A 19,627-nucleotide genomic window follows, 5' to 3' on the forward strand; every position below is an offset into this window, starting at 1 on the left:
CGGCTCTTTAAGAGATTTGTCGAATGACCCTGAAGACCATCGAAGGTACCTTCATCGCCCCCAAAGGCCGCTATGCCCTGGTGGTCGGCCGTTTCAACAGCTTCGTCGTCGAAAGCCTGGTCAGCGGCGCCGTTGACGCCCTGGTCCGTCACGGCGTGAGCGAAAGCGACATCACCGTGATTCGTGCCCCTGGCGCCTTCGAGATTCCGCTGGTTGCGCAGAAAGTCGCGCAGAAGGGCGAGTTCGCGGCGATCATCGCCCTGGGCGCGGTCATTCGTGGCGGCACCCCACACTTCGAATACGTGGCGGGCGAATGCACCAAGGGCCTGGCCCAGGTGTCCATGGAGTTCGGCGTACCGGTCGCCTTCGGCGTGCTGACCGTCGACTCGATCGAGCAAGCCATCGAACGTTCCGGCACCAAGGCCGGCAACAAAGGTGCTGAAGCTGCCTTGTCCGCTCTGGAAATGGTCAGCCTGCTGGCGCAGTTGGAGGCCAAGTGATTAGCGACGATAGCGATCGTTTCAACCCGCGCGATCCGAAACCTGCGGACGCTGGCAAGCCATCCAAGAGCGCCAAGCGTCGCGAAGCCCGTCAGCTCGCGACCCAGGCGCTGTACCAATGGCACATGGCCAAGCACTCGCTGAACGAGATCGAAGCGCAGTTCCGGGTCGACAACGATTTCACCGACATCGACGGTGCCTACTTCCGTGAGATCCTGCACGGCGTTCCGGCCAACAAGAATGAGATCGACAACGCTCTCACTCCTTGCCTGGACCTCACCATCGAAGAGCTGGACCCGGTCGAACTGGCGGTTTTGCGCCTGTCCACCTGGGAACTGCTCAAGCGCGTCGACGTGCCGTACCGCGTTGTGATCAACGAAGGTATCGAACTGGCCAAGGTCTTCGGTTCCACCGACGGCCACAAGTTCGTCAACGGCGTACTCGACAAGCTGGCCCCGCGTCTGCGTGAAGCTGAAGTGAAGGCATTCAAGCGCTGATCCGCGCTTGCAGCTGCCATGGGCGAGTTTGAGCTGATCCGTAACTTCTTCGCTGCCGCGCCTTGTGCGCAGGGCGGCGAGGGCGTTGCACTGGGGATTGGCGACGACTGCGCCTTGCTGGCTGTTCCCCCTGGCGAACAGTTGGCGATTTCCACCGACACCCTGGTGGCCGGTGTGCATTTCGCAGATCCCTGCGACCCTTTCCTGCTCGGCCAGCGCTCGCTGGCGGTGGCGGTCAGCGACCTGGCGGCCATGGGCGCCGCGCCTGTCGCCTTCACCCTTGCCCTGACTCTGCCGACGGTTGACGCCGATTGGCTGCAAGCCTATGCCAACGGCCTGAGCACCATGGCGCAGAGCTGCGGCGTGCGCCTGGTAGGCGGCGATACCACCCGCGGCCCGTTGACCCTGACCATGACCGTGTTCGGTCGCGTGCCCGCCGGCCAGGCCCTGACCCGCAGCGGTGCCCGTCCGGGCGACCTGCTGTGTGTCGGCGGCGAGCTGGGCAATGGCGCCGGTGCCTTGCCCCTGGTGCTCGGACAACGCAGCGCCGAGCCGGCGGTCGCCGAGCCTTTGCTGGCCCATTACTGGTCGCCGCAACCGCAACTGGCCCTGGGCCAGGCGCTGCGCGGCAAGGCTACCGCGGCCATGGATATCTCCGATGGCCTGCTGGCCGACTGCGGGCACATTGCTGCCGCTTCAGCTGTCGGCTTGCTGATCGAAAGTGAAAAACTGCCGATGTCCCGGGCGTTGTTGAGCTTTCTCGGTGAGAATGGCGCCCGCTCGGCGGCACTCAGCGGCGGTGACGATTACGTGCTGGTCTTCACCTTGCCCGAAGCCGAGCTGGCGCCGCTGCTCGCCGCCGGCTGGCCGGTGCATGTGCTGGGCCGGGTTGTGGCCGGGCAGGGCGTGGTGCTGCTGGATGCCGAGGGGCGGGACATCACCCCGAGCACTCGGGGCTATCAACATTTTCGGGAGACACCGTGACAGATCATCCCAAACAGGTTCCGGCAGAGTTCGTGCCGCCCTCCGTCTGGCGTAATCCCTGGCATTTTCTGGCCTTCGGCTTCGGTTCGGGCACCTTGCCCAAGGCTCCGGGTACCTGGGGCTCGCTGGTGGCGCTACCGTTCATCCCGCTGTGGCAGATGCTGCCGGACTGGGGTTACTGGCTGATGCTCGGCATCACCATGCTGTTCGGCTTCTGGCTGTGCGGCAAGGTGGCCGACGACCTGCGGGTGCATGACCACGAAGGCATTGTCTGGGACGAAATGGTCGGCATGTGGATCACCCTGTGGCTGGTGCCGGAAGGCTGGCAGTGGTTGCTGGCGGGTTTCCTGATGTTCCGCTTCTTCGACATTCTCAAGCCCTGGCCGATTCGCTGGATCGACCGGCATGTGCACGGCGGTATCGGGATCATGCTCGACGACGTGCTGGCCGGTGTCTTCGCCTGGTTGGCGATGCAGGGGCTGGTGTGGTGTTTTACCTGAGGAATCAGCCATGCCGGCCGCTCGCGTTCTGCTGGTAACGCTCTGTGTCTTGACCGCCAGCCTGGTCCGGGCCGCCGAGCCGGCGGCGCTTCCCGGCGAAATCCGGGTGGCCAGCGAGGAGTGGGACAGCTACACCCAGGCCGATGGCCAGGGCATGGCCTGGGATATCCTGCGCGAGGTCTTCGAGACCCAGGGCGTGAAGCTCGACATGCGCAGCGTGCCGTACACCCGCTCGGTCGGGCTGGTGCAGCGGCGTGAAGTCGACGCCCTGGTCGGCTCCTATCGGGACGAAACCGATGGCGCCCTGTATCCGCGCTGGAATTACGACACCGACCATATCTACAGCCTGGGCCTGGCGACGAACCCGCCGCCGACCCTGGCCACGCTCGGCAACTATCGCCTGGTCTGGGTACGCGGCTATCGCTACCAGGACTACTTGCCCAATATTCAGCGTTTCAATGAAATCCGCCGGCGTGTCGGTATCCTGCCGATGCTCCAGCAAGGCCGCGCCGACTTCTATATCGATGCCCTGACCGAGGTCGATGTTGTCCTGTCCCAGGCCGGGGACCGCTCGCAGTTCCGGCGCAGCCATTTGGCCGAGCTGCCACTGTTCCTGGGGTTTGCCAACAATGAACGTGGGCGGGTGCTGTGCGCCCTGTTCGATCGGCGGATGGCCGAGTTGGTGAAAAATGGCCGTTTGCGCCCGATTTTCCAGCGCTGGCAGCAGCCCTATCCGTTCGATACCGGGCGTCCGCCTGAAGACCGTTGATCTAACTTCTCGATCTTTATGTCCGATAATTCAGCCTAAGCGTCTGTCGGAAGCTGCTGTTACAATGCCGCCTCTGCGAATCTCCAGTCCCATACAGATCAGGAGCACAACGGTGCCCGTCGTTTTTGTTGCCGCTTCCAAGCTGCCTACCCCTTTTGCGCAATTCACCATGCACGGTTTTCTCGATGAAGCCACCGGCCGCGAGCACGTCGTGCTCAGCCTGGGTGATATTGCCGATGGCGCTCCGGTGCTCGGCCGGTTGCACTCCGAATGCCTGACCGGCGATGCCCTGTTCAGCCAGCGCTGCGACTGCGGTTCGCAACTGGAAGCCGCCCTGCAGGCGATCGCCCGCGAAGGCCGTGGCGTGCTCCTGTACCTGCGTCAGGAAGGCCGCGGCATCGGCCTGCTCAACAAGATCCGCGCCTATGAGTTGCAGGATGGCGGCGCCGACACCGTGGAAGCCAACGAACGCCTGGGCTTTGCCGCCGACCAGCGTGACTACGCCATGTGCCTGCCGATGCTCGAGCACCTGGGGGTGAAATCCCTGCGGCTGATGACCAACAACCCGCGCAAGGTCAAGGCCCTGACCGAGATGGGCATAGTCGTTGCCGAGCGCGTGCCGCTGCATACCGGCCACAACCCGCACAACAAACTCTACCTGGCCACCAAGGCCAGCAAGCTCGACCACATGATGGGCAACGAGCACCAGGGCGAGGTAGACCGGGCGTGACCCGCGGTCAGGTCCGGCGGCGCCTGGCCGTCAGTTGGTGGCAATACCTGGCGCTGGCGCTGCTGCCGTTGTTTGTGATCAACCTGGTGTTTGGCCAGGGCGAGCCGCTGCTGCCGATTCTGGCGATGCCGTTTTTCATCGCTGGAGTGGCCTCGATGTTTGTCAGCCTGCGTTTTTTCGGCGGCTACAAACGGGCCTTGATCGCCACCCATAAAGCCCTCGATACCCCTGAAGAGCCAGCGGCCTGGATCGAGTTGGCGGCCCGCCGTCGCGCGGCGTTTCTGGCCGCGGCCCTGCCGGCCTGGGTCGGTGCCCTGGCGGTATTCGTAGGCCTGGAAGCGGTGCCGCTGATCCTCCTGGCGCTGTCCACCGCGGTGCTGTTCTACCTCTACCGCATCCCGCGTCAGCTCGGTTGATGCGCCGCTGGCTGGCAGTCCTGCTGCTGGCCCTCGCAGGCCCGGCGCTGGCCGTGGAGCGCGTGGTCAGCCTTGCGCCTTCGCTATCGGAAATCGTCGTCGAACTGGATTCCGTCGACCTGCTGGTCGGTGTGCTCGACGCCGGCGAGCGCCCCCCTCAATTGCACAACCTGCCGTCGGTGGGCCGTTATGGCCAGCTGGACATGGAGCGGCTGCTCAGCCTCAGGCCGGATCTGCTCCTGCTCTGGCCCGGCAGCGTCGGCCCGGCCCAGCGCGAACAGCTCAGCCGCCTGGGCATCCCGACCCTGGTGGCCGAACCCCACAGCCTCGACCAGCTCACCACTCAAATTGCAACCATCGCCGCCCGGCTAGGGCGCCCACAACGCGGCCTGGAGCGTGCCAGCGAGTTGCGGCAGAAACTGGCCGGCCTGCGTCAGCGCTATGCCCGCAGCACGCCCCTGGCGGTGTTCTATCAGGTCTGGGACCAGCCGTTGTACACCGTGGGCGGCGGGCAAATCATCAGTGATGCCTTGAGTGTGTGCGGCGCGCGCAATGTGTTTGCCGACCTGCCGCTGCCGGCGCCCCAGGTCAGCGTCGAGGCAGTATTGCAGCGCAACCCTGAAGTGATCCTGGCCAGCACCCAGGCGCAACTTGACGTCTGGAAAGCCTGGCCGCAACTGAAGGCGGTGGCGCAAGGCAGGTTGTTGCTGATCAGCGATAAAGGCCTGGAGCGGCCGAGCGGGCAGATGATCGCCGCGACGGCCAAGCTCTGTGAGTTGCTTGATTCTGAGTAGCTGCGGCTAGCGCATCGCGGGCAAGCCTCGCTCCTACAGAAAAATGTGCAATCCCTGTGTAGGAGCGAGGCTTGCCCGCGATAGCGTTCTTACAGGCCCGACCTGACTAAAGCTCCGGCGTCCAGGTCACCCCGAACATCCAGGCCCGGCCTTGCTCCCGATACCCGTACTGCGCGCCGTCATGGCTGTACAGCACCCGGCTGTAGGACTTGTCGAGCAGATTGTCGACCTTCAGTTCCAGCCGGACTTCGCGATTCAGCGCCCAGCTGCTGCGCAAGCCCAGCAGGGCATAGCCGCCGAGGCGTTGCTGGTTGGCCAGGTCGTCATAGCTGCTGCTCACCGCCTGCCAGCTGGCGCCGAGGCCCAGGCGGTCGAACTGCCGATCCAGGTCCAGGCTCAAGGTGCGCCGGGCACGACGGGCCAGGGTGTGGCCGGTGTCGCGGTCGCGGGGATCGATGATCGCCAGCCCCAGATTGCTCTGCCAGCCGAACAACTCCTGCTGCAGCGTCGCCTCGAAGCCGTTGATACGTGCCGAGGCGACGTTCTGTGGGCGCGAATTGCTGCCGAAGATAATCGCGTCTTCCAGGTCGGTGCGGTACAGCGAGGTCTCCAGGCGAGTGCTCTCGCTCAACTGGCTGCGCCATTGCAACTCGTAGCTTTTCGAGGTCTCGGGCTTGAGGTCGGGGTTGCTGAAGTCGGGGTAATACAGATCGTTGAAGGTCGGGGCGCGGAAGCCTTCGCTATAGGTCAGCAGGACATCGTTGTCGGCGTTCAGCGGCAGGGTGAGGGTGCCGCTCCAGCTGTTCTGGCCGCCGAACTGCTGGTTCTGGTCGCGACGCAGGCCCAGTTCGGTGGAGAAACTGTCGGCCTTGAAGTGGTGCTGGACAAAGGCCGCGCGGTTCCAGCGGCTGTCCTCGGCGAAGGCGGTGCTGCTGTTGACCCGGTCTTGGTACCAGTCGCCGCCGACGATCAGGCTGTTGCGTTCGTCGAGGGTCAGGTCGTTCTGCCAGTTGACCGAGTCGCGGTAGGTGTTGAACACCGTGCGTTCGTCGCTGAGCTTGTCGAAGGTCTTCTCGCGGTTTTCGCTGTGGCCCAGTTCCAGGCGCGACTTCCAGACGTCGTTGATACGCCCGTCGACATAGCTGCTGAAGCTGCTGACCGCGAATTCGCTGTAGGGCTTCTGGGGGAGGCTCTCGAAGGCGCTGCCATTGAAATACGAACGCCCGAAGGGGTTGTCGAACTCGCTTTTACCGCGGTTATCCAGCAGGTTCAGACCGGCTTCCCAGTCGTCGTTGAAGGCGTGGCTCAGGCTCAGGCTGAGGGACTGGTTGCGGTAGGCGTCATTGTCGCGATCGCTGGCATAGGACTCATGGGTGCGATTGCTCCCGGCCGTGTCGTCGAGGCTGGCACCCAGGCTGAAGCGGGTCTGCTGGTCGCCGCCGGACAGGCCGATGCTGCGCTCCCAGCTCTGGTGGCTACCCACTCCCAGGTGCAGGCGGGGTTGCAGGCCCTGCTCGGCGCTGCGCCGGGTGAAGATCTGGATCACCCCGCCGATGGCGTCGCTGCCGTAGATCACCGAGCGTGAACCGCGCAGTACTTCCACCCGCTCGATCTGCTGGATATTCAGATGCTGCAGATTGCTGTCGCCGGAGCTCGAACTGCCGATGCGCTGGCCGTCCACCAGCACCAGGGTCTGCGCCGACGAAGTGCCGCGGATATAGATCCCCGGCAGGCTGCCCCGGCCGCCACTCTGCGCCACTTGCACGCCAGGCACCCGTTGCAGCAGGTCGGTGACGCTGGAGGGTTGCAGGCGGTCGATGTCGTCGCGGGTGAACACGGTGTTGGCGGCGCTGCTGTCGTTGCGGGCCTCTACCTGGCGGTTGGCGCTGATCAGCGTGTCGGGCAGCTTGAGGGCCTGTTCGCGGTCGAGATTGTCGGCCAGCAGTTGGCCGGTGGGCAGCAGGCAAAGGGTTAGGGTGAGGTGCGAGGGTTTCATCGGCAATCTATAGCGAATGGAGCATGCAAGGAAAAACCGTGCGACCTCAAAAGCAACGCCCCCTTTCGGGGGCGATCGCAGCCTTCGGCAGCGGCTACAGGTTACAGGCCGAGCCGTTGCAGGCGTGCCCGTACGGCGGCTTCGATACCGGCTTCGTCCAGGCCGCATTCGGCCAGCATCTGCGCCGGCTTGGCGTGTTCGACGTAGAGGTCCGGCAGGCCCAGGTGCAGGATCGGCTTGAGGATCGCTTCGCGCGCCAGGAACTCGCCGACCGCGCCACCGGCGCCGCCCATGATGGCGTTCTCTTCGATAGTCACCAGCAGTTCGTGGCTGGCGGCGATCTCGCACACCAGGGCTTCATCCAGCGGCTTGACGAAACGCATGTCGACCACAGTGGCATCCAGCTTGTCGGCGACTTTCAGCGCCTCGGCCAGTTGCACGCCGAATACCAGCAGGGCGACCTTGCTGCCCTGGCGACGGACCACGCCCTTGCCGATCTCGATCGGTTGCAGGTCCTTTTCGATGGTGGCGTTCGGGCCGGTACCGCGTGGATAACGCACGGCGGCCGGGCCGTTGTACAGGTGGCCGGTGCTGAGCATCTTGCGCAGCTCGTTCTCGTCGCTCGGGGTCATCACCAGCATGCCGGGGATGCAGCGCAGGAACGACAGGTCGAAGCTGCCGGCGTGGGTCGGGCCGTCTTCGCCCACCAGGCCGGCACGGTCGATGGCGAACAGCACGTCGAGGTTCTGCACCGCTACGTCATGCACCAGCTGGTCGTAGCCGCGCTGCAGGAAGGTCGAATAGATCGCCACCACCGGCTTGGCGCCTTCGCAGGCCATGCCGGCCGCCAGGGTCACGGCGTGCTGCTCGGCAATCGCCACGTCGAAATAGCGCAGCGGGAAGCGCTCGCTGAAGGCCACCAGGTCCGAGCCTTCCTTCATCGCCGGGGTAATGCCCACCAGGCGCGGGTCAGCGGCGGCCATGTCGCACAGCCATTCGCCGAACACACCGGAGTACTTCGGCCCGCCGGCTTTTTTCGGCGCGGCGGCGGGGCTGTCCAGAGGGTCGAGCTTGGTGATGGCGTGGTAGCCGATCGGGTCGACTTCCGCTGGGGCGAAACCTTTGCCCTTTTTGGTCACCACGTGCAGGAACTGCGGACCCTTGAGGTCGCGCATGTTGCGCAGGGTGGCGATCAGGGTCGGCAGGTCGTGGCCGTCGATCGGGCCGATGTAGTTCCAGCCCAGCTCTTCGAACAGGGTGCCGGGAACCAGCATGCCTTTTGCGTATTCTTCGGTGCGGCGGGCGATTTCCCAGGCGCCGGGCAGGCGCGACAGCACCTTCTTGCTGCCTTCGCGCATGCTGGCGTAGGTGCGGCTGGAAAGAATCTTGGCCAGGTAATTGGACAGGCCGCCGACGTTGCGCGAGATCGACATGTCGTTGTCGTTGAGGATCACCAGCATGTTGGCGTCCACTTCCGGCGCGTGGTTCAGCGCCTCGAAGGCCATACCCGCGGTCAGGGCGCCGTCGCCGATCACCGCGATGGCCTTGCGCTCGCTGTTCTGCAGGCGGGCGGCAATGGCCATGCCCAGCGCTGCGCTGATCGAGGTGCTGGAGTGGCCGACGCCAAAGGTGTCGTACTCGCTCTCGGAACGCCGCGGGAAGGCGGCCAGGCCGTCCTTCTGGCGCAGGCTGGCCATGCGCTCGCGACGACCGGTGAGGATCTTGTGCGGATAAGCCTGATGACCCACGTCCCACACCAGACGGTCGTCCGGCGTATCGAAGACGTAATGCAGCGCGATGGTCAGCTCGATGACGCCCAGGCCGGCACCGAAATGCCCACCGGTCTGGCCGACCGTATAGAGCAATTCCAGGCGCAACTCATCGGCCAGGGTTTCCAGCTCGGCTTCGCCTAACCGGCGCAGGCCGTCCGGCGTGTTGGCACGGTCGAGCAGGGGCGTGGTCGGGCGCTTGCGGGGAATCTCATGAAACGTCGTGGGCATCAGGCGAATCGTTATAGGTATAAAAGAGGCGGCAGTTTACCTTATGCATCGCAAGCTGCCCACGCAGAGCGCGGAACTTGGCCGATATGCGGTCTGCCGCGCCGGGGTCGATCAACTGCGTCGTTCGACGATATAACGCGCCAGTTCCCGCAGGGGTTCGGCGGCCGCGTCAAAGGGTCGCAGTGCGTGCAGGGCCTGATCGCGCAGCTCCAGGGCATAAACCTTGGCCGCTTCCAGGCCGAGCAGGGCCGGGTAGGTCGGTTTGTCCCGGGCGATGTCGGCACCCTGGCGTTTTCCGAGGGTCGCGGTATCGCTTTCCACGTCGAGAATATCGTCCTGCACCTGGAACGCCAGGCCGATGGCCTGGGCATAGGTCTGCAGGGACTTGAGCTCGTCTTTTTCGGCCCGGCCGCTGGCCAGGGCGCCGAGCTTGACGCTGGCCTCGATCAGCGCGCCGGTCTTGTGCCGGTGCATGTACTCCAGGGCTTTCTGGTCGAGCTTGAGGCCCACCGAACCGAGGTCGATGGCCTGGCCGCCGACCATGCCCGCCGGGCCCGCGGCCACCGCCAGGGCGCTGACCATCCGCAGTCGGATCTCGGCGCTCGAATCGCTCAGGCGCGGGTCGAGCAGGGCGCTGAAGGCCAGGCTCTGCAAACCGTCGCCGGCGAGAATCGCGCAGGCTTCATCGAAGGCTTTGTGGGTAGTTGGCTGGCCGCGACGCAGGTCGTCGTCGTCCATGGCTGGCAGATCGTCGTGCACCAGGGAATAGGCGTGGATCAGCTCCACCGCGCAGGCCGCGCCGTTGGCCTGCTCCGGCCGGGCACCGAGGGCTTCGCAGGCGGCGTAGGCCAGCAGCGGGCGCACGCGCTTGCCGCCGTTCATCACGCTGTAGCGCATGGCCTGGTAAAGACGGGCCAGCTCCGGGCTTGGCGCGTGGAACAGGGTTTCCAGTGCAGCATTGACCCGGGCCTGGCTGCTGGCCTGATAGGCCGCGATCATTCTGGCTGTTCCGCGTCGAAGGGTTCTTCGGCCAGCTCGCCATCGCGCTCCAGCAGGATCTGCACCTTCTGCTCGGCCTGGGCCAGCGCCGCCTGGCAATCGCGGGTCAGGCCGATGCCTTGCTCGAAGGCGGTCAACGAGTCTTCCAGCGACAGCTCGCCGTTCTCCAGACGCTCGACCAGCGTTTGCAGGTCGGCGAGGGATTGTTCGAAATCTAAGGCAGCTTTTTTGCGGGCCATGGCGGCTATCCCGGTTGACGTTAAACCGGCGCGACACTAGCAGACATGGGGTTTTGGGGCAAATGAGAGGGGGTTGCCGAACGGATCGGCAGGGCGATTTTCTGCCCTGGGTCAGGGGCCGGTTGCGCGGGTCGACCTTCTGTCGCCATTTCTTGCTTTACGACAAGGAAAGTTGCGCGCACTTGCCTTGCAATGCCCCATCGTTGATTGGCAAGGAGAAGCTGCAATGAGTGTTTTTCGAAGTGTATTGGGGGCCTGTGTGCTGCTTGGCAGTTGTGCCAGCAGCCTGGTCCTGGCCGGTGGGGCAGAGGGTTTGCAGCGGGTGCAGGTCGAGCTGGTCGCACCGCCGCTGGTTCATCCTCATGAGCAAGTGGTCAACGGGCCGCCCAAGGTGGTGCAGTTCCGCATGAGTATCGAAGAGAAAAAAATGGTCATCGACGACCAGGGCACCACGCTCCAGGCCATGACCTTCAACGGGTCCATGCCTGGCCCGACGCTGGTGGTGCATGAGGGTGACTATGTGGAGCTGACGCTGGTCAATCCCGCGACCAACAGCATGCCCCATAACGTCGACTTTCATGCGGCCACCGGCGCCCTGGGCGGAGCGGGCCTGACCCAGGTGGTGCCGGGGCAGGAAGTGGTGCTGCGCTTCAAGGCTGATCGCAGCGGTACCTTTGTCTACCATTGCGCGCCGCAAGGCATGGTGCCGTGGCATGTGGTGTCGGGCATGAACGGCGCACTGATGGTGCTGCCCCGTGACGGTCTGCGCGATCCTCAGGGCAAGCCCCTGCATTACGACCGCGTCTACACCATAGGCGAATCCGACCTGTATATCCCCAAGGACAAGAACGGCCGCTACAAGGACTACCCGGACCTGGCGTCCAGCTACCAGGACACCCGTGCGGTCATGCGCACCCTGACTCCGAGCCACGTGGTGTTCAACGGCCGTGTCGGCGCCCTGACCGGTGCCAACGCGCTGACCTCCAAGGTCGGTGAAAGCGTGCTGTTCATCCATTCCCAGGCCAACCGCGACAGCCGTCCACACCTGATTGGCGGCCATGGCGACTGGGTCTGGACCACCGGCAAATTCGCCAACCCGCCGCAACGCAACATGGAAACCTGGTTTATCCCCGGCGGCTCCGCGGTCGCGGCGCTGTACACCTTCAAGCAGCCGGGTACCTACGTGTACCTCAGCCACAACCTGATCGAGGCCATGGAACTGGGGGCCCTGGCCCAGATCAAGGTGGAAGGGCAGTGGGACGATGACCTAATGACCCAGGTGAAAGCGCCGGGGCCGATCGTCGAGAGCAAGTGATAGGTGGACGGGCGGGGATATTGCTCGGATCTTGAACATTTCGTAAAAGTCCGTAATATCCTCGCCATGCTCATCGACCAAATCAAAGCCCTGGCCAGCGACATTCGTATGCAGATGCTCGAATGGCTGAAGGACCCGGAAGGCAACTTCCCGCCCCAGGGGCATGACGCGCCGAAAGAAATCGGCATCTGCATGACTCACCTGCAGCACAAGGCCGCGCTTTCGGCGTCCAGCACGTCCAGCCATCTGGCGATCCTGCAGCAGGCCGGGCTGGTCGAGGCCACGCGTATCGGCAAATGGACTTACTTTCGCCGTAACGAAGCGGCCATTGCTGCTTTTGCCGAGCAACTGAAGCGCGAACTCTGAGTTTTTTTACTTGAACATTTCGTTATTTTTCGAAATGAAAAGGCAACCCAGGAGGATCTGTTCATGAAAGCAATCTACGTACAACCCGGTGGTGGCTACGACAAAGTAGTGGTCGGCGAGGCTCCGGCCGCGGCGCCACAAGCGGGCGAAATCACCGTGCGCCTGCGCGCCAGCTCCCTCAACTACCACGATTTCGCGGTGGTCAGCGGCATGTGGGGCCCGACTGAGTCGCGCATCCCGATGGCCGATGGCGCCGGTGAAGTGATAGCGGTGGGCGAGGGTGTCAGTGAATTCGCCGTTGGCGACTCGGTGGTCAGCACCTTCTTCCCCGAATGGCTGGACGGCCGGCCGAATGTCATAGGTTTCGCCACGGTGCCGGGCGATGGCCTGGATGGTTACGCCCGGGAAGTCGTTACCGCCCGCGCCACCGCCTTCACCCGTGCGCCCAAGGGCTGGAGCCACGCCGAAGCGGCGACCCTTACCACCGCCGGCCTTACCGCCTGGCGCGCGCTGGTGGACGACGGCCGCGTAACTGCCGGCGATACCGTGCTGGTGCAAGGCACCGGCGGTGTGTCGATCTTCGCCCTGCAATTCGCCAAGATGCTCGGCGCTACCGTGATCGCCACTTCGTCCAGCGATGCCAAGCTGGAACGCTTGAAAGCCCTCGGCGCCGATCACCTGATCAACTACCGCCAGGACCCGACCTGGGGCGAGACCGTACAGAAGCTCACCGCCGGCCGTGGCGTCGACCATGTGATCGAAGTGGGCGGCCCCTCCACCCTGGAGCAGTCGATGATCGCCGCGCGGGTCGGTGGCCATATCTCGGTGATCGGCATCCTGACCGGGGTTGCCGGTGAGTTCCCGATCGTCACCGCGCTGGTCAAGCAACTGCGTCTGCAAGGCGTGCTGGTGGGCAGCCGCCGGCAGCAGCAGGACATGGTCCGCGCGATCGACGCCAACGGCATGCATCCGATCCTCGACAAGCACTTCGCCCTGGACGCGATGGTCGATGCCTTCCGCTACCAGGAAAGCAACCAGCACTTCGGCAAGATCATTCTCGATATCTGATCCTGCCTGGCCGGCCGCCGCGGATCACTCACTCTGATCCGTGGTGGCCAGCACCTCGTTGATCTTCCAGCAGCCTTTGTCCTTGACCAGCAGCAGGTCGACGATCTGCGTGGTGTCCGGCGTATTGCCCAGGGTCACCGACTCACGCGCCGAGGTGCCTTGCACCTGCGGTTCGCTGACCTTGATCTGGGTCAGCCACTCATCCATGTAGTCCTGGGTCTTGAGGAAGTAGTCCTCTTCCAGGCCCTCGGGGCTGCTCATCTGCTTCTTGATCCGTTCGATCAGCGTTTGCGTGACGTACTGCTGCAGGTGCGGCAGGTCATCGGTGATCGGGTCTTTTTCGTTGCTGAAACTTTGCAGGTACCAGTTGTAGAAGGCCTCGGCCACCGGCTTGGGCGAGCTGGCGCAGTCGGCGAGCGCGAGAGGTTGATGGAAAGCCGCGGCGAGGAGCAGCAGGGGGAACAGCTTTCTCATGGGGACGTCCTTACAGGAGTTAAGACATTGAGCCGTTGAGACATCAGGTTTATGACCGAGTGCTCGATTTCAACACGCTGTGGCCCGGATCGCTATCGGCCTGTGCGTTGGCAGCGCTTTGCAATACAAATACGCTTTCAAATGCTGTAGTCTTGAAACTACAGTCGCGGGATGATCGAGATCAAACAGACCGCGACCTTTATGGAGTGGGAAAACAGGCTCAAGGATTCCAGAGCCAGGGCGTTGATTGCTGCGCGGATTTTTCGCCTGGCCAACGGTCTTGCCGGGGACGTGTCACCGGTGGGCGAAGGCGTCAGTGAGCTGCGCATCCATTACGGGCCGGGCTACCGGGTTTACTTCCAGCAGCGCGGCTTGCAACTCGTCATCCTATTGTGCGGCGGCGACAAGAGTCGCCAGAGCCGCGATATCGAACTGGCCAAACACCTGGCCCGTCGTTGGAGCCGATCATGAACGAACCGCTTTTCGACTATGACCCCGCCACGGCCCTGCGCGACCCGCAGGCCATTGCCCTGTTCATGGCGGACGCCTTCGAGACCGGCGATGCCGGCTACATCGCCAAAGCCCTGGGCGTGGTGGCGCGGGCCAAGGGCATGACCGAACTGGCCCATGAAACCGGGCTGTCCCGCGAGCAGCTGTACCGCTCATTCAGCGACAAGGGCAACCCGACCCTGAAGACCCTGCTGGCGGTGATGCGTGCACTGGGGCTGGACATGACGGCGCGGGTGCATGGGGCGTCTTGATGGCCGGGCCGAGTAGCCGATGTCGGGGTGGGCGGTCCTGCCTAACACGCCTGGAGGGAATTCATGGCGCACGGGGCGAATGAGCTTCGCCCCGTTCCAGTGTTCGCCGATTTTTAACGCCCCGCGCCAGCCTCGGCCGGCCGGTTGGCGTCGAGCAACGCGCTCACTACGGCATTGGCCATCTCCACCGAGTGGATCATCGACCAAATCAGCCCGCGCTCCACACCGCTGGCGCGTTCGCTGATCTCGTCGCTGACCTGTACTGCGCAATCCAGTAGCAGAGACACATGCACCAAGGCTTCTTCGGCGCTGACGCCGGGGCGGACGCTGAACAGGGCGTCACGGCCCACGGCTGTCGGGACGGTGGCTTTCAGGTTGCCGAGGATTGAGGTTTCAGCGGTGTTCGCGGCCAGGGCCAGGCGGATGCGCTGGGTGGCGAGATCGTGTTCGGGGGTTCTGAATTGCCCGGGCAGGGGCGGATCGGGAACAAGCTTTTTCATGGTGTAACTCCTAGTACAGATCAGGAGCCTTCACCGTCGCTGCTAAACGTAGGGTGGCGGCCGTTTGCAGGTTAGCAGACCGGTGTACTAGGAAACCCGGCGCACCCGAAGGTGCCCTGTGCACGGCCACCATAAAACGTTGGCCAAAAAGAAGCGCCTCGCTGAGGGGGCACTTTGCGCCTAGTACTGTGGGCTGCTAAACCCGATCACTGAATAAGCAGTGACAGGCCGAGCCTAGACAGCAGGTTTCACAGGCGCAAGCGGGTGGGAGTTTCTAGGAAAAGTCGCTCAATAGAAAGCGAAGAACCTTACTTTTGCCGGGGCAGAAACGGGGGCCGATGACCTGTCCGGTCCCATCGGGTTACGCATTGAACAGGGTTTTCCAGGCATTAAAAAGCCGGCTTGTGGCCGGCTTCTCGGGGACTGGCTTGGTTCATTTTTGGTAAACCGCACCAGCCTGCAAAACGTACACCCAGCTCTTGCGGCTGGCTGTGGGACTTGGCGAGAAAATCATCTGCCGCGTCGGGCGGATCTGACCGGTTGAACAGGTCGATGCGCAAAGGTGGGGCGCAGCATACTGATATTCGAAGAGAATTCCCAGTGCAAAGCGTTAGCCGGAGCCTGTGACGAGGGCAAAAAGCAGGGGCGTTTTGTATCGGAGGGTGTGATTGGCGGGAGATGGCGTGTTGTTCTGGGGGGCTGTTATCGCGGGCAAGCCTCGCTCCTGCGGGGAGGGCATTCGACAGGCATAAAAAAGCCCCGGGTCAGCAGGGCTTTTTCTTGAAGCTTGGCGCTGGAAACTTGCAGCTGCTTAGCCTTTGTAGGCGGCAACCGACTTCGTGATCGCGGCGCGGGCGGCGTCGGCGCCGTCCCAGCCTTCGATCTTCACCCATTTGCCTTTTTCGAGATCTTTGTAGTTCGCGAAGAAGTGCTCGATCTGCTGAATCAGCAGCGGCGGCAGGTCGGTGTATTCCTTCACGTCGACATACAGCTGGGACAGCTTGTCGTGTGGAACAGCGATGACTTTGGCATCGCCGCCGCCGTCGTCGGTCATGTTCAGGATGCCGACCGGACGGGCGCGGATCACCGAGCCTGGAGCCACTGGGTAAGGGGTCACGACCAGCACGTCGAGGGGGTCGCCGTCGTCGGCCAGGGTGTTCGGGATGTAGCCGTAGTTGGCCGGGTAGAACATCGGGGTGGCCATGAAACGGTCAACGAACAGGCAATCGCTGTCTTTGTCGATTTCGTATTTGATCGGCGCGTGGTTGGCCGGAATCTCGATTGCGACGTAGATGTCGTTCGGCAGGTCTTTGCCAGCCGGAATCTTGCTGTAGCTCATTGGGCGATGCCCCCGTTAGTTGACCAAAATGTCTTGGCCGGATTGACCAAAAAGTGGCGGCGATTATAGGCATATTCCAAGGGCTATGCCACGTACCGAAGGACGTATGGACGCCTTGGGCCAAACGCCGCGAACCCTGTGCAGGAGCCGTCGGTCGACGCTCGATTGCTTGCGAAAAGAAGAGTCGCCGCAGTCTGTTTAGTTCAGAGACACCCGTCAGGATCAGCGATTATTTCGCCAGCGGGCGCGTTCCGGCAGGACGCCTCAGTGTTGCTGGTAGTGCGGGTCGCTGGCCTGCAATTGCTGGAGCCGGGCCAGGGGATTCTGCCGGTAAAACAGCTGCAGTTGCTGGTAGACCTTCGGATAGGCCTCGTGCAGCAGATCCGGGGCGCTGAAGAAGTATTCGCTGGTGACGGCGAAGAATTCCGCGGGGTTTTCCGCGGCGTAAGGGTCGATGGCGGTTTCGGCGTCCGGGTCGTGGTCGAGCTGGCGGTTGAGGTCGTCATAGGCCGCCTGCATCACCTGCGCCCAGTCGCTGATGCGCATGTCGCTGTGCAGCGGCGGCAGGCCGTTGGCGTCGCCGTTGAGCATGTCCAGCTTGTGCGCCAGCTCGTGGATCACCAGGTTGTAGGCTTCCCAGCCGCCGCTGGCGAGCACGCCGGGCCAGGCCAGGATGATCGGGCCCTGTTGCCAGGCTTCGCCGCTGTGTTCGCCGTCCCATTCATGTTCGACGCCACTGGCATCGCGATGGCGCTGGGGGCTGAGGAAGTCGTCGGGGTAGAGGACGATTTCGTGGAAGCCCTGGTACCAGTTCAAATCCCCCAGGTGCAATAGCGGCAACTGGGCCTGGGCGGCCAGCAGCAGGCGTTCGAACTGGTGCAGCTCGACCCCGGGCAGGGCGCTCAGGTGCTTGTCGTCGAGAAACAGGACGCTGGTTTCCCGCAACCATTGATCCTCGGCATCGCTCAGGCCGTCGAGAAAGGGCAGGTGCTGGCGCACCCGTTGCCACATTTCATCGGCAACCGGGTGCTTGGCCAGCCGACGCCGGCGGCGCCAGGCACTGAGGGGCCACATAGCGATCAGTGGCTTTCAGCCTTTGCCGCCGAGCGGCCCAGGCGGCTGCGCACCACGCCGATGATCATCGGCACCAGCGACAGCAGGATGATGCCCACCACCAGCAGCGACAGGTTTTTCTTGATGAATGGCACGTTGCCGAAGAAGTAGCCCAGGGTCACCAGGCCGCCGACCCACAGGATGGTGCCGGCCACGCTGAAGGCGAAGAAGCGCGGGTACGGCATCTTGGCCACGCCGGCGACGAAGGGTGCGAAGGTACGGATGATCGGCAGGAAACGCGCCAGGGTCACGGTTTTGCCGCCGTGCCGGTCGTAGAAGTCGTGGGTCTTTTGCAGGTAGTCGCGGCGGAAGATCTTCGAGTTCGGGTTGCTGAACAGTTGTTCTCCCACCGTTCGCCCGATGATGTAGTTGGTGCTGTCGCCGAGGATCGCCGCCAGCATCAGCAGGCCGCCGAGCAGCACCGGGTCCATGGCGCCACCGGCGGCGACCGCGCCGGCGATGAACAGCAGGGAGTCGCCAGGCAGGAACGGCGTCACCACCAGGCCGGTCTCGCAGAAAATCACCAGGAACAGGATGGCGTAGATCCATGGCCCGTAGTTGGTCACCAACATGTCGAGGTAAACGTCGAGATGGAGGATGAGGTCGATCGGGTTGAAATCCATTGGGGCACCTGTGGTGACAGCCCGGCTCTGCGGGCCTGTGCGATGACTGGGGCAAAAAACTTACAGCTGGCGCAGATTCATCTTACGCCCCGAAAAGGTCGGCATTATAAGACCTGATAGGTGAAATTGGCGTTGAGTTTGTAGCGAGGGATGTCTTGACGGCGCTGGCTGGCCAGAAGCGAAAGATCGTGGCCTTCGGCAGCGTCTTCCCAGGCACTGTCGAAGGTTGTGATCGGGCGGTTGCAGAGGGGGCTTAGTCGTCGCTGATCGGCAATATGTAGTTCTTGAACTGGGTATCTTCGCGAAAACCGATGGATTCATAGGTTTTCTGCGCCACTTCGTTGTCACTGCTGGTGGAAACACGCATGCGCACGGCCTGGGTGTCCTTGGCCATTTTCTTCGCGGTGCGGATCAGGTTGTCAGCCACCAGTTGTCGGCGAGCGTCTTCGGCGACGTAGATGTCGTTGAGGATCCACACGCGCTTCAGGGACAGGGAGGAAAAGCTGGGGTAGAGCTGACAGAAACCGAGGAGTTTCTTGTCGTCATCGTCGGGCAGGGCCAGGTAGATCACCGATTCCTTGCGGCGCAGGCGCTTTTCCAGGAAGGCCCGGGACGAGTCCGGAAAAGGCAGGGCGCCATAGAACTCGCGGTATTTGACGAACAGGGGGGTCAACAGATCCAGGTGTTCGAGGGTCGCTTGAGTAATCCGCATGAGTTGTCCTCAACTTCGAATGGATACGACGGCAAACGGTTCATTACTCGGGCAGCCGTGTTTCGATGCTGCCTAAAGCCTGGAAAAAGCGCAATCGTCTCGAAAAGTCATGGCTTTGCAGGCCCCAGCAGGAAATTGCCCTTGGTGGTGTCGGGCGAGTCGCTGTCCAGCGTGTTCACCTGGGCCTCGTCTTTCAGGTTGACCCCCGAAAGCTGCCGCCTGCAGGCCTCGCGCATCAGGTACAGCAAGCGGTGGGCCGCCATGCCGTAGCTCAGGCCCTCCAGGCGCACGTTGGAAATGCAGTTGCGATAGGCATCGGTGAGCCCGACCTTCGGGTTGTAGGTGAAATATAGCCCCAGGCTGTCCGGTGAGCTGAGGCCCGGGCGTTCGCCGATCAGGATCACGGTCATTTTCGCCCCGAGCAGCTCGCCGATTTCGTCGGCCACCGCCACCCGGCCCTGCTCCACCAGGATTACCGGCGACAGCGACCAGCCTTCGGCCGCGGTCTGTTCTTCAAAACGGGCGAGAAACGGCAGGGTATGGCGATGCACCGCCAGCGCCGACAAACCGTCCGCCACGACCACCGCCAGATCCACCCCGCCCGGGTTGGCGGATGCATGATCGCGCAGGGCCTGGGCCGACTCGTCACTGAGCTTACGCCCCAGGTCCGGGCGTTGCAGGTAGCTGTGGCGATCGCTGGCGGCGCTGTGCAGCAGCAGGCTGTCGCGACCGCGTTCGGCCAGTTGGCTGCTCAACCCGGCATGGTCGAAGGGCAGGTGCACCGCATCGCGGGCCTGGGCGTGGGCGAACTGGAAGTCCAGCTGGGCGCCGGTGGGCAGGCTGGTGCCGGTGCGGCCCAGGGCGATACGCGCCGGGGTCAGGCGGCGCAGATCCAGCCAGGGGTTCTGGCTGTCGGTCGGATGTTTGTCCAT

General features: G+C 63.4%; 24 protein-coding genes. 13 read left to right on the plus strand and 11 right to left on the minus strand.

Annotated elements, in window-relative coordinates:
* The first annotated feature begins 23 nt into the window (after nucleotides 1–23).
* From ribH to AC07Y9_RS17660, 8 genes are all read left to right on the plus strand, one after another.
* Nucleotides 24–500: a 6,7-dimethyl-8-ribityllumazine synthase gene (ribH, locus tag AC07Y9_RS17625; protein WP_007924117.1), complete on the plus strand. Its 477-nt coding sequence runs from the start codon at nucleotides 24–26 to the stop codon at nucleotides 498–500.
* Nucleotides 497–997: a transcription antitermination factor NusB gene (gene nusB / locus AC07Y9_RS17630; protein ID WP_007924115.1), complete on the plus strand. Its 501-nt coding sequence runs from the start codon at nucleotides 497–499 to the stop codon at nucleotides 995–997. The genes ribH and nusB overlap by 4 nt, the downstream gene beginning before the upstream one ends.
* A gap of 18 nt (nucleotides 998–1,015) precedes the next feature.
* Nucleotides 1,016–1,981, plus strand: a complete 966-nt coding sequence (gene thiL, locus AC07Y9_RS17635; RefSeq protein ID WP_102679446.1) for a thiamine-phosphate kinase — start codon at nucleotides 1,016–1,018, stop codon at nucleotides 1,979–1,981.
* Complete coding sequence (locus tag AC07Y9_RS17640) at nucleotides 1,978–2,481, plus strand: phosphatidylglycerophosphatase A family protein (RefSeq protein ID WP_053262819.1); 504 nt, start codon at nucleotides 1,978–1,980, stop codon at nucleotides 2,479–2,481. Before thiL ends, AC07Y9_RS17640 begins: the two co-directional genes overlap by 4 nt.
* A 10-nt stretch (nucleotides 2,482–2,491) precedes the next feature.
* Nucleotides 2,492–3,250: a substrate-binding periplasmic protein gene (locus AC07Y9_RS17645; RefSeq protein WP_007924110.1), complete on the plus strand. Its 759-nt coding sequence runs from the start codon at nucleotides 2,492–2,494 to the stop codon at nucleotides 3,248–3,250.
* A 112-nt stretch (nucleotides 3,251–3,362) separates the two neighbouring features.
* Nucleotides 3,363–3,980, plus strand: coding sequence for a GTP cyclohydrolase II (gene ribA, locus AC07Y9_RS17650; protein ID WP_007924108.1), 618 nt, complete (start codon nucleotides 3,363–3,365; stop codon nucleotides 3,978–3,980).
* On the plus strand, nucleotides 3,977–4,396 hold the full coding sequence (locus tag AC07Y9_RS17655) for a hypothetical protein (protein ID WP_009045819.1): 420 nt from the start codon (nucleotides 3,977–3,979) through the stop codon (nucleotides 4,394–4,396). Before ribA ends, AC07Y9_RS17655 begins: the two co-directional genes overlap by 4 nt.
* On the plus strand, nucleotides 4,396–5,190 hold the full coding sequence (locus tag AC07Y9_RS17660; RefSeq protein WP_102679447.1) for a cobalamin-binding protein: 795 nt from the start codon (nucleotides 4,396–4,398) through the stop codon (nucleotides 5,188–5,190). The genes AC07Y9_RS17655 and AC07Y9_RS17660 overlap by 1 nt, the downstream gene beginning before the upstream one ends.
* A gap of 106 nt (nucleotides 5,191–5,296) precedes the next feature.
* On the opposite strand, the gene AC07Y9_RS17665 is transcribed toward AC07Y9_RS17660, so the two are convergent.
* From AC07Y9_RS17665 to AC07Y9_RS17680, 4 genes are all read right to left on the minus strand, one after another.
* Nucleotides 5,297–7,186: a TonB-dependent receptor domain-containing protein gene (locus AC07Y9_RS17665; RefSeq protein WP_102679448.1), complete on the minus strand. Its 1,890-nt coding sequence runs from the start codon at nucleotides 7,184–7,186 to the stop codon at nucleotides 5,297–5,299.
* A 101-nt stretch (nucleotides 7,187–7,287) separates the two neighbouring features.
* Complete coding sequence (gene dxs, locus AC07Y9_RS17670; protein ID WP_007924104.1) at nucleotides 7,288–9,186, minus strand: 1-deoxy-D-xylulose-5-phosphate synthase; 1,899 nt, start codon at nucleotides 9,184–9,186, stop codon at nucleotides 7,288–7,290.
* A 111-nt stretch (nucleotides 9,187–9,297) separates the two neighbouring features.
* Nucleotides 9,298–10,185, minus strand: a complete 888-nt coding sequence (ispA, locus tag AC07Y9_RS17675; RefSeq protein WP_102679449.1) for a (2E,6E)-farnesyl diphosphate synthase — start codon at nucleotides 10,183–10,185, stop codon at nucleotides 9,298–9,300.
* Nucleotides 10,182–10,424, minus strand: coding sequence for an exodeoxyribonuclease VII small subunit (locus AC07Y9_RS17680; protein WP_007924102.1), 243 nt, complete (start codon nucleotides 10,422–10,424; stop codon nucleotides 10,182–10,184). The genes ispA and AC07Y9_RS17680 overlap by 4 nt, the downstream gene beginning before the upstream one ends.
* Nucleotides 10,425–10,650: 226 nt before the next feature.
* Between AC07Y9_RS17680 and nirK the strand changes: the two genes are divergently transcribed.
* The 3 genes from nirK (at nucleotide 10,651) to AC07Y9_RS17695 (ending at nucleotide 13,173) form a co-directional block, all read left to right on the plus strand.
* A complete protein-coding gene (gene nirK / locus AC07Y9_RS17685) occupies nucleotides 10,651–11,739 on the plus strand; it encodes a copper-containing nitrite reductase (RefSeq protein WP_102679450.1) in 1,089 nt (362 codons plus the stop codon).
* Nucleotides 11,740–11,805: 66 nt separating this feature from the next.
* Nucleotides 11,806–12,105: an ArsR/SmtB family transcription factor gene (locus tag AC07Y9_RS17690; protein WP_007924100.1), complete on the plus strand. Its 300-nt coding sequence runs from the start codon at nucleotides 11,806–11,808 to the stop codon at nucleotides 12,103–12,105.
* Between the two features lie 63 nt (nucleotides 12,106–12,168).
* Nucleotides 12,169–13,173, plus strand: a complete 1,005-nt coding sequence (locus tag AC07Y9_RS17695) for a zinc-dependent alcohol dehydrogenase family protein (protein WP_102679451.1) — start codon at nucleotides 12,169–12,171, stop codon at nucleotides 13,171–13,173.
* Between the two features lie 24 nt (nucleotides 13,174–13,197).
* Here AC07Y9_RS17695 and AC07Y9_RS17700 read toward each other — a convergent pair whose 3' ends face one another.
* Nucleotides 13,198–13,647: a DUF3828 domain-containing protein gene (locus AC07Y9_RS17700; protein ID WP_007924098.1), complete on the minus strand. Its 450-nt coding sequence runs from the start codon at nucleotides 13,645–13,647 to the stop codon at nucleotides 13,198–13,200.
* Nucleotides 13,648–13,818: 171 nt separating this feature from the next.
* Here AC07Y9_RS17700 and AC07Y9_RS17705 point away from each other — a divergent pair, with 171 nt between their 5' ends.
* Together AC07Y9_RS17705 and AC07Y9_RS17710 are read left to right on the plus strand one after the other, a co-directional pair.
* A complete protein-coding gene (locus tag AC07Y9_RS17705) occupies nucleotides 13,819–14,118 on the plus strand; it encodes a type II toxin-antitoxin system RelE/ParE family toxin (protein WP_102679452.1) in 300 nt (99 codons plus the stop codon).
* Nucleotides 14,115–14,408: an addiction module antidote protein gene (locus tag AC07Y9_RS17710; protein WP_007924096.1), complete on the plus strand. Its 294-nt coding sequence runs from the start codon at nucleotides 14,115–14,117 to the stop codon at nucleotides 14,406–14,408. The genes AC07Y9_RS17705 and AC07Y9_RS17710 overlap by 4 nt, the downstream gene beginning before the upstream one ends.
* A 113-nt stretch (nucleotides 14,409–14,521) precedes the next feature.
* Here AC07Y9_RS17710 and AC07Y9_RS17715 read toward each other — a convergent pair whose 3' ends face one another.
* From AC07Y9_RS17715 to eutC, 6 genes are all read right to left on the minus strand, one after another.
* On the minus strand, nucleotides 14,522–14,908 hold the full coding sequence (locus tag AC07Y9_RS17715; protein ID WP_102679453.1) for a DUF6124 family protein: 387 nt from the start codon (nucleotides 14,906–14,908) through the stop codon (nucleotides 14,522–14,524).
* Nucleotides 14,909–15,719: 811 nt separating this feature from the next.
* On the minus strand, nucleotides 15,720–16,247 hold the full coding sequence (ppa, locus tag AC07Y9_RS17720) for an inorganic diphosphatase (protein ID WP_003228599.1): 528 nt from the start codon (nucleotides 16,245–16,247) through the stop codon (nucleotides 15,720–15,722).
* A 264-nt stretch (nucleotides 16,248–16,511) separates the two neighbouring features.
* Nucleotides 16,512–17,321 carry a M90 family metallopeptidase gene (locus AC07Y9_RS17725; protein ID WP_102679454.1) on the minus strand — a complete coding sequence of 270 codons (810 nt, stop codon included), beginning with the start codon at nucleotides 17,319–17,321 and terminating at the stop codon, nucleotides 16,512–16,514.
* Nucleotides 17,322–17,326: 5 nt separating this feature from the next.
* Nucleotides 17,327–17,983, minus strand: coding sequence for a DedA family protein (locus tag AC07Y9_RS17730; RefSeq protein WP_102679455.1), 657 nt, complete (start codon nucleotides 17,981–17,983; stop codon nucleotides 17,327–17,329).
* Between the two features lie 253 nt (nucleotides 17,984–18,236).
* The gene (locus AC07Y9_RS17735) at nucleotides 18,237–18,695 is read right to left on the minus strand and encodes a GNAT family N-acetyltransferase (protein WP_009045805.1); all 459 of its coding nucleotides are present in this window, start codon (nucleotides 18,693–18,695) and stop codon (nucleotides 18,237–18,239) included.
* Between the two features lie 107 nt (nucleotides 18,696–18,802).
* Nucleotides 18,803–19,627, minus strand: coding sequence for an ethanolamine ammonia-lyase subunit EutC (gene eutC / locus AC07Y9_RS17740; protein ID WP_102679456.1), 825 nt, complete (start codon nucleotides 19,625–19,627; stop codon nucleotides 18,803–18,805).

It is taken from the genome of Pseudomonas sp. GW456-L12 (assembly GCF_059424045.1).

Excerpts from the sequence above, each read along its gene's own strand:
- ppa (WP_003228599.1), bottom strand. The coding sequence starts at position 16,247 with ATGAGCTACAGCAAGATTCCGGCTGGCAAAGACCTGCCGAACGACATC.
- AC07Y9_RS17695 (WP_102679451.1), top strand. The coding sequence starts at position 12,169 with ATGAAAGCAATCTACGTACAACCCGGTGGTGGCTACGACAAAGTAGTG.
- ribH (WP_007924117.1), top strand. The coding sequence starts at position 24 with ATGACCCTGAAGACCATCGAAGGTACCTTCATCGCCCCCAAAGGCCGC.
- AC07Y9_RS17690 (WP_007924100.1), top strand. The coding sequence starts at position 11,806 with ATGCTCATCGACCAAATCAAAGCCCTGGCCAGCGACATTCGTATGCAG.
- AC07Y9_RS17680 (WP_007924102.1), bottom strand. The coding sequence starts at position 10,424 with ATGGCCCGCAAAAAAGCTGCCTTAGATTTCGAACAATCCCTCGCCGAC.
- eutC (WP_102679456.1), bottom strand. The coding sequence starts at position 19,627 with ATGGACAAACATCCGACCGACAGCCAGAACCCCTGGCTGGATCTGCGC.
- AC07Y9_RS17645 (WP_007924110.1), top strand. The coding sequence starts at position 2,492 with ATGCCGGCCGCTCGCGTTCTGCTGGTAACGCTCTGTGTCTTGACCGCC.
- dxs (WP_007924104.1), bottom strand. The coding sequence starts at position 9,186 with ATGCCCACGACGTTTCATGAGATTCCCCGCAAGCGCCCGACCACGCCC.
- AC07Y9_RS17735 (WP_009045805.1), bottom strand. The coding sequence starts at position 18,695 with ATGCGGATTACTCAAGCGACCCTCGAACACCTGGATCTGTTGACCCCC.
- AC07Y9_RS17730 (WP_102679455.1), bottom strand. The coding sequence starts at position 17,983 with ATGGATTTCAACCCGATCGACCTCATCCTCCATCTCGACGTTTACCTC.
- thiL (WP_102679446.1), top strand. The coding sequence starts at position 1,016 with ATGGGCGAGTTTGAGCTGATCCGTAACTTCTTCGCTGCCGCGCCTTGT.
- AC07Y9_RS17705 (WP_102679452.1), top strand. The coding sequence starts at position 13,819 with ATGATCGAGATCAAACAGACCGCGACCTTTATGGAGTGGGAAAACAGG.
- AC07Y9_RS17710 (WP_007924096.1), top strand. The coding sequence starts at position 14,115 with ATGAACGAACCGCTTTTCGACTATGACCCCGCCACGGCCCTGCGCGAC.
- AC07Y9_RS17715 (WP_102679453.1), bottom strand. The coding sequence starts at position 14,908 with ATGAAAAAGCTTGTTCCCGATCCGCCCCTGCCCGGGCAATTCAGAACC.
- AC07Y9_RS17725 (WP_102679454.1), bottom strand. The coding sequence starts at position 17,321 with ATGTGGCCCCTCAGTGCCTGGCGCCGCCGGCGTCGGCTGGCCAAGCAC.
- AC07Y9_RS17700 (WP_007924098.1), bottom strand. The coding sequence starts at position 13,647 with ATGAGAAAGCTGTTCCCCCTGCTGCTCCTCGCCGCGGCTTTCCATCAA.
- nirK (WP_102679450.1), top strand. The coding sequence starts at position 10,651 with ATGAGTGTTTTTCGAAGTGTATTGGGGGCCTGTGTGCTGCTTGGCAGT.
- AC07Y9_RS17660 (WP_102679447.1), top strand. The coding sequence starts at position 4,396 with ATGCGCCGCTGGCTGGCAGTCCTGCTGCTGGCCCTCGCAGGCCCGGCG.
- ispA (WP_102679449.1), bottom strand. The coding sequence starts at position 10,185 with ATGATCGCGGCCTATCAGGCCAGCAGCCAGGCCCGGGTCAATGCTGCA.
- AC07Y9_RS17665 (WP_102679448.1), bottom strand. The coding sequence starts at position 7,186 with ATGAAACCCTCGCACCTCACCCTAACCCTTTGCCTGCTGCCCACCGGC.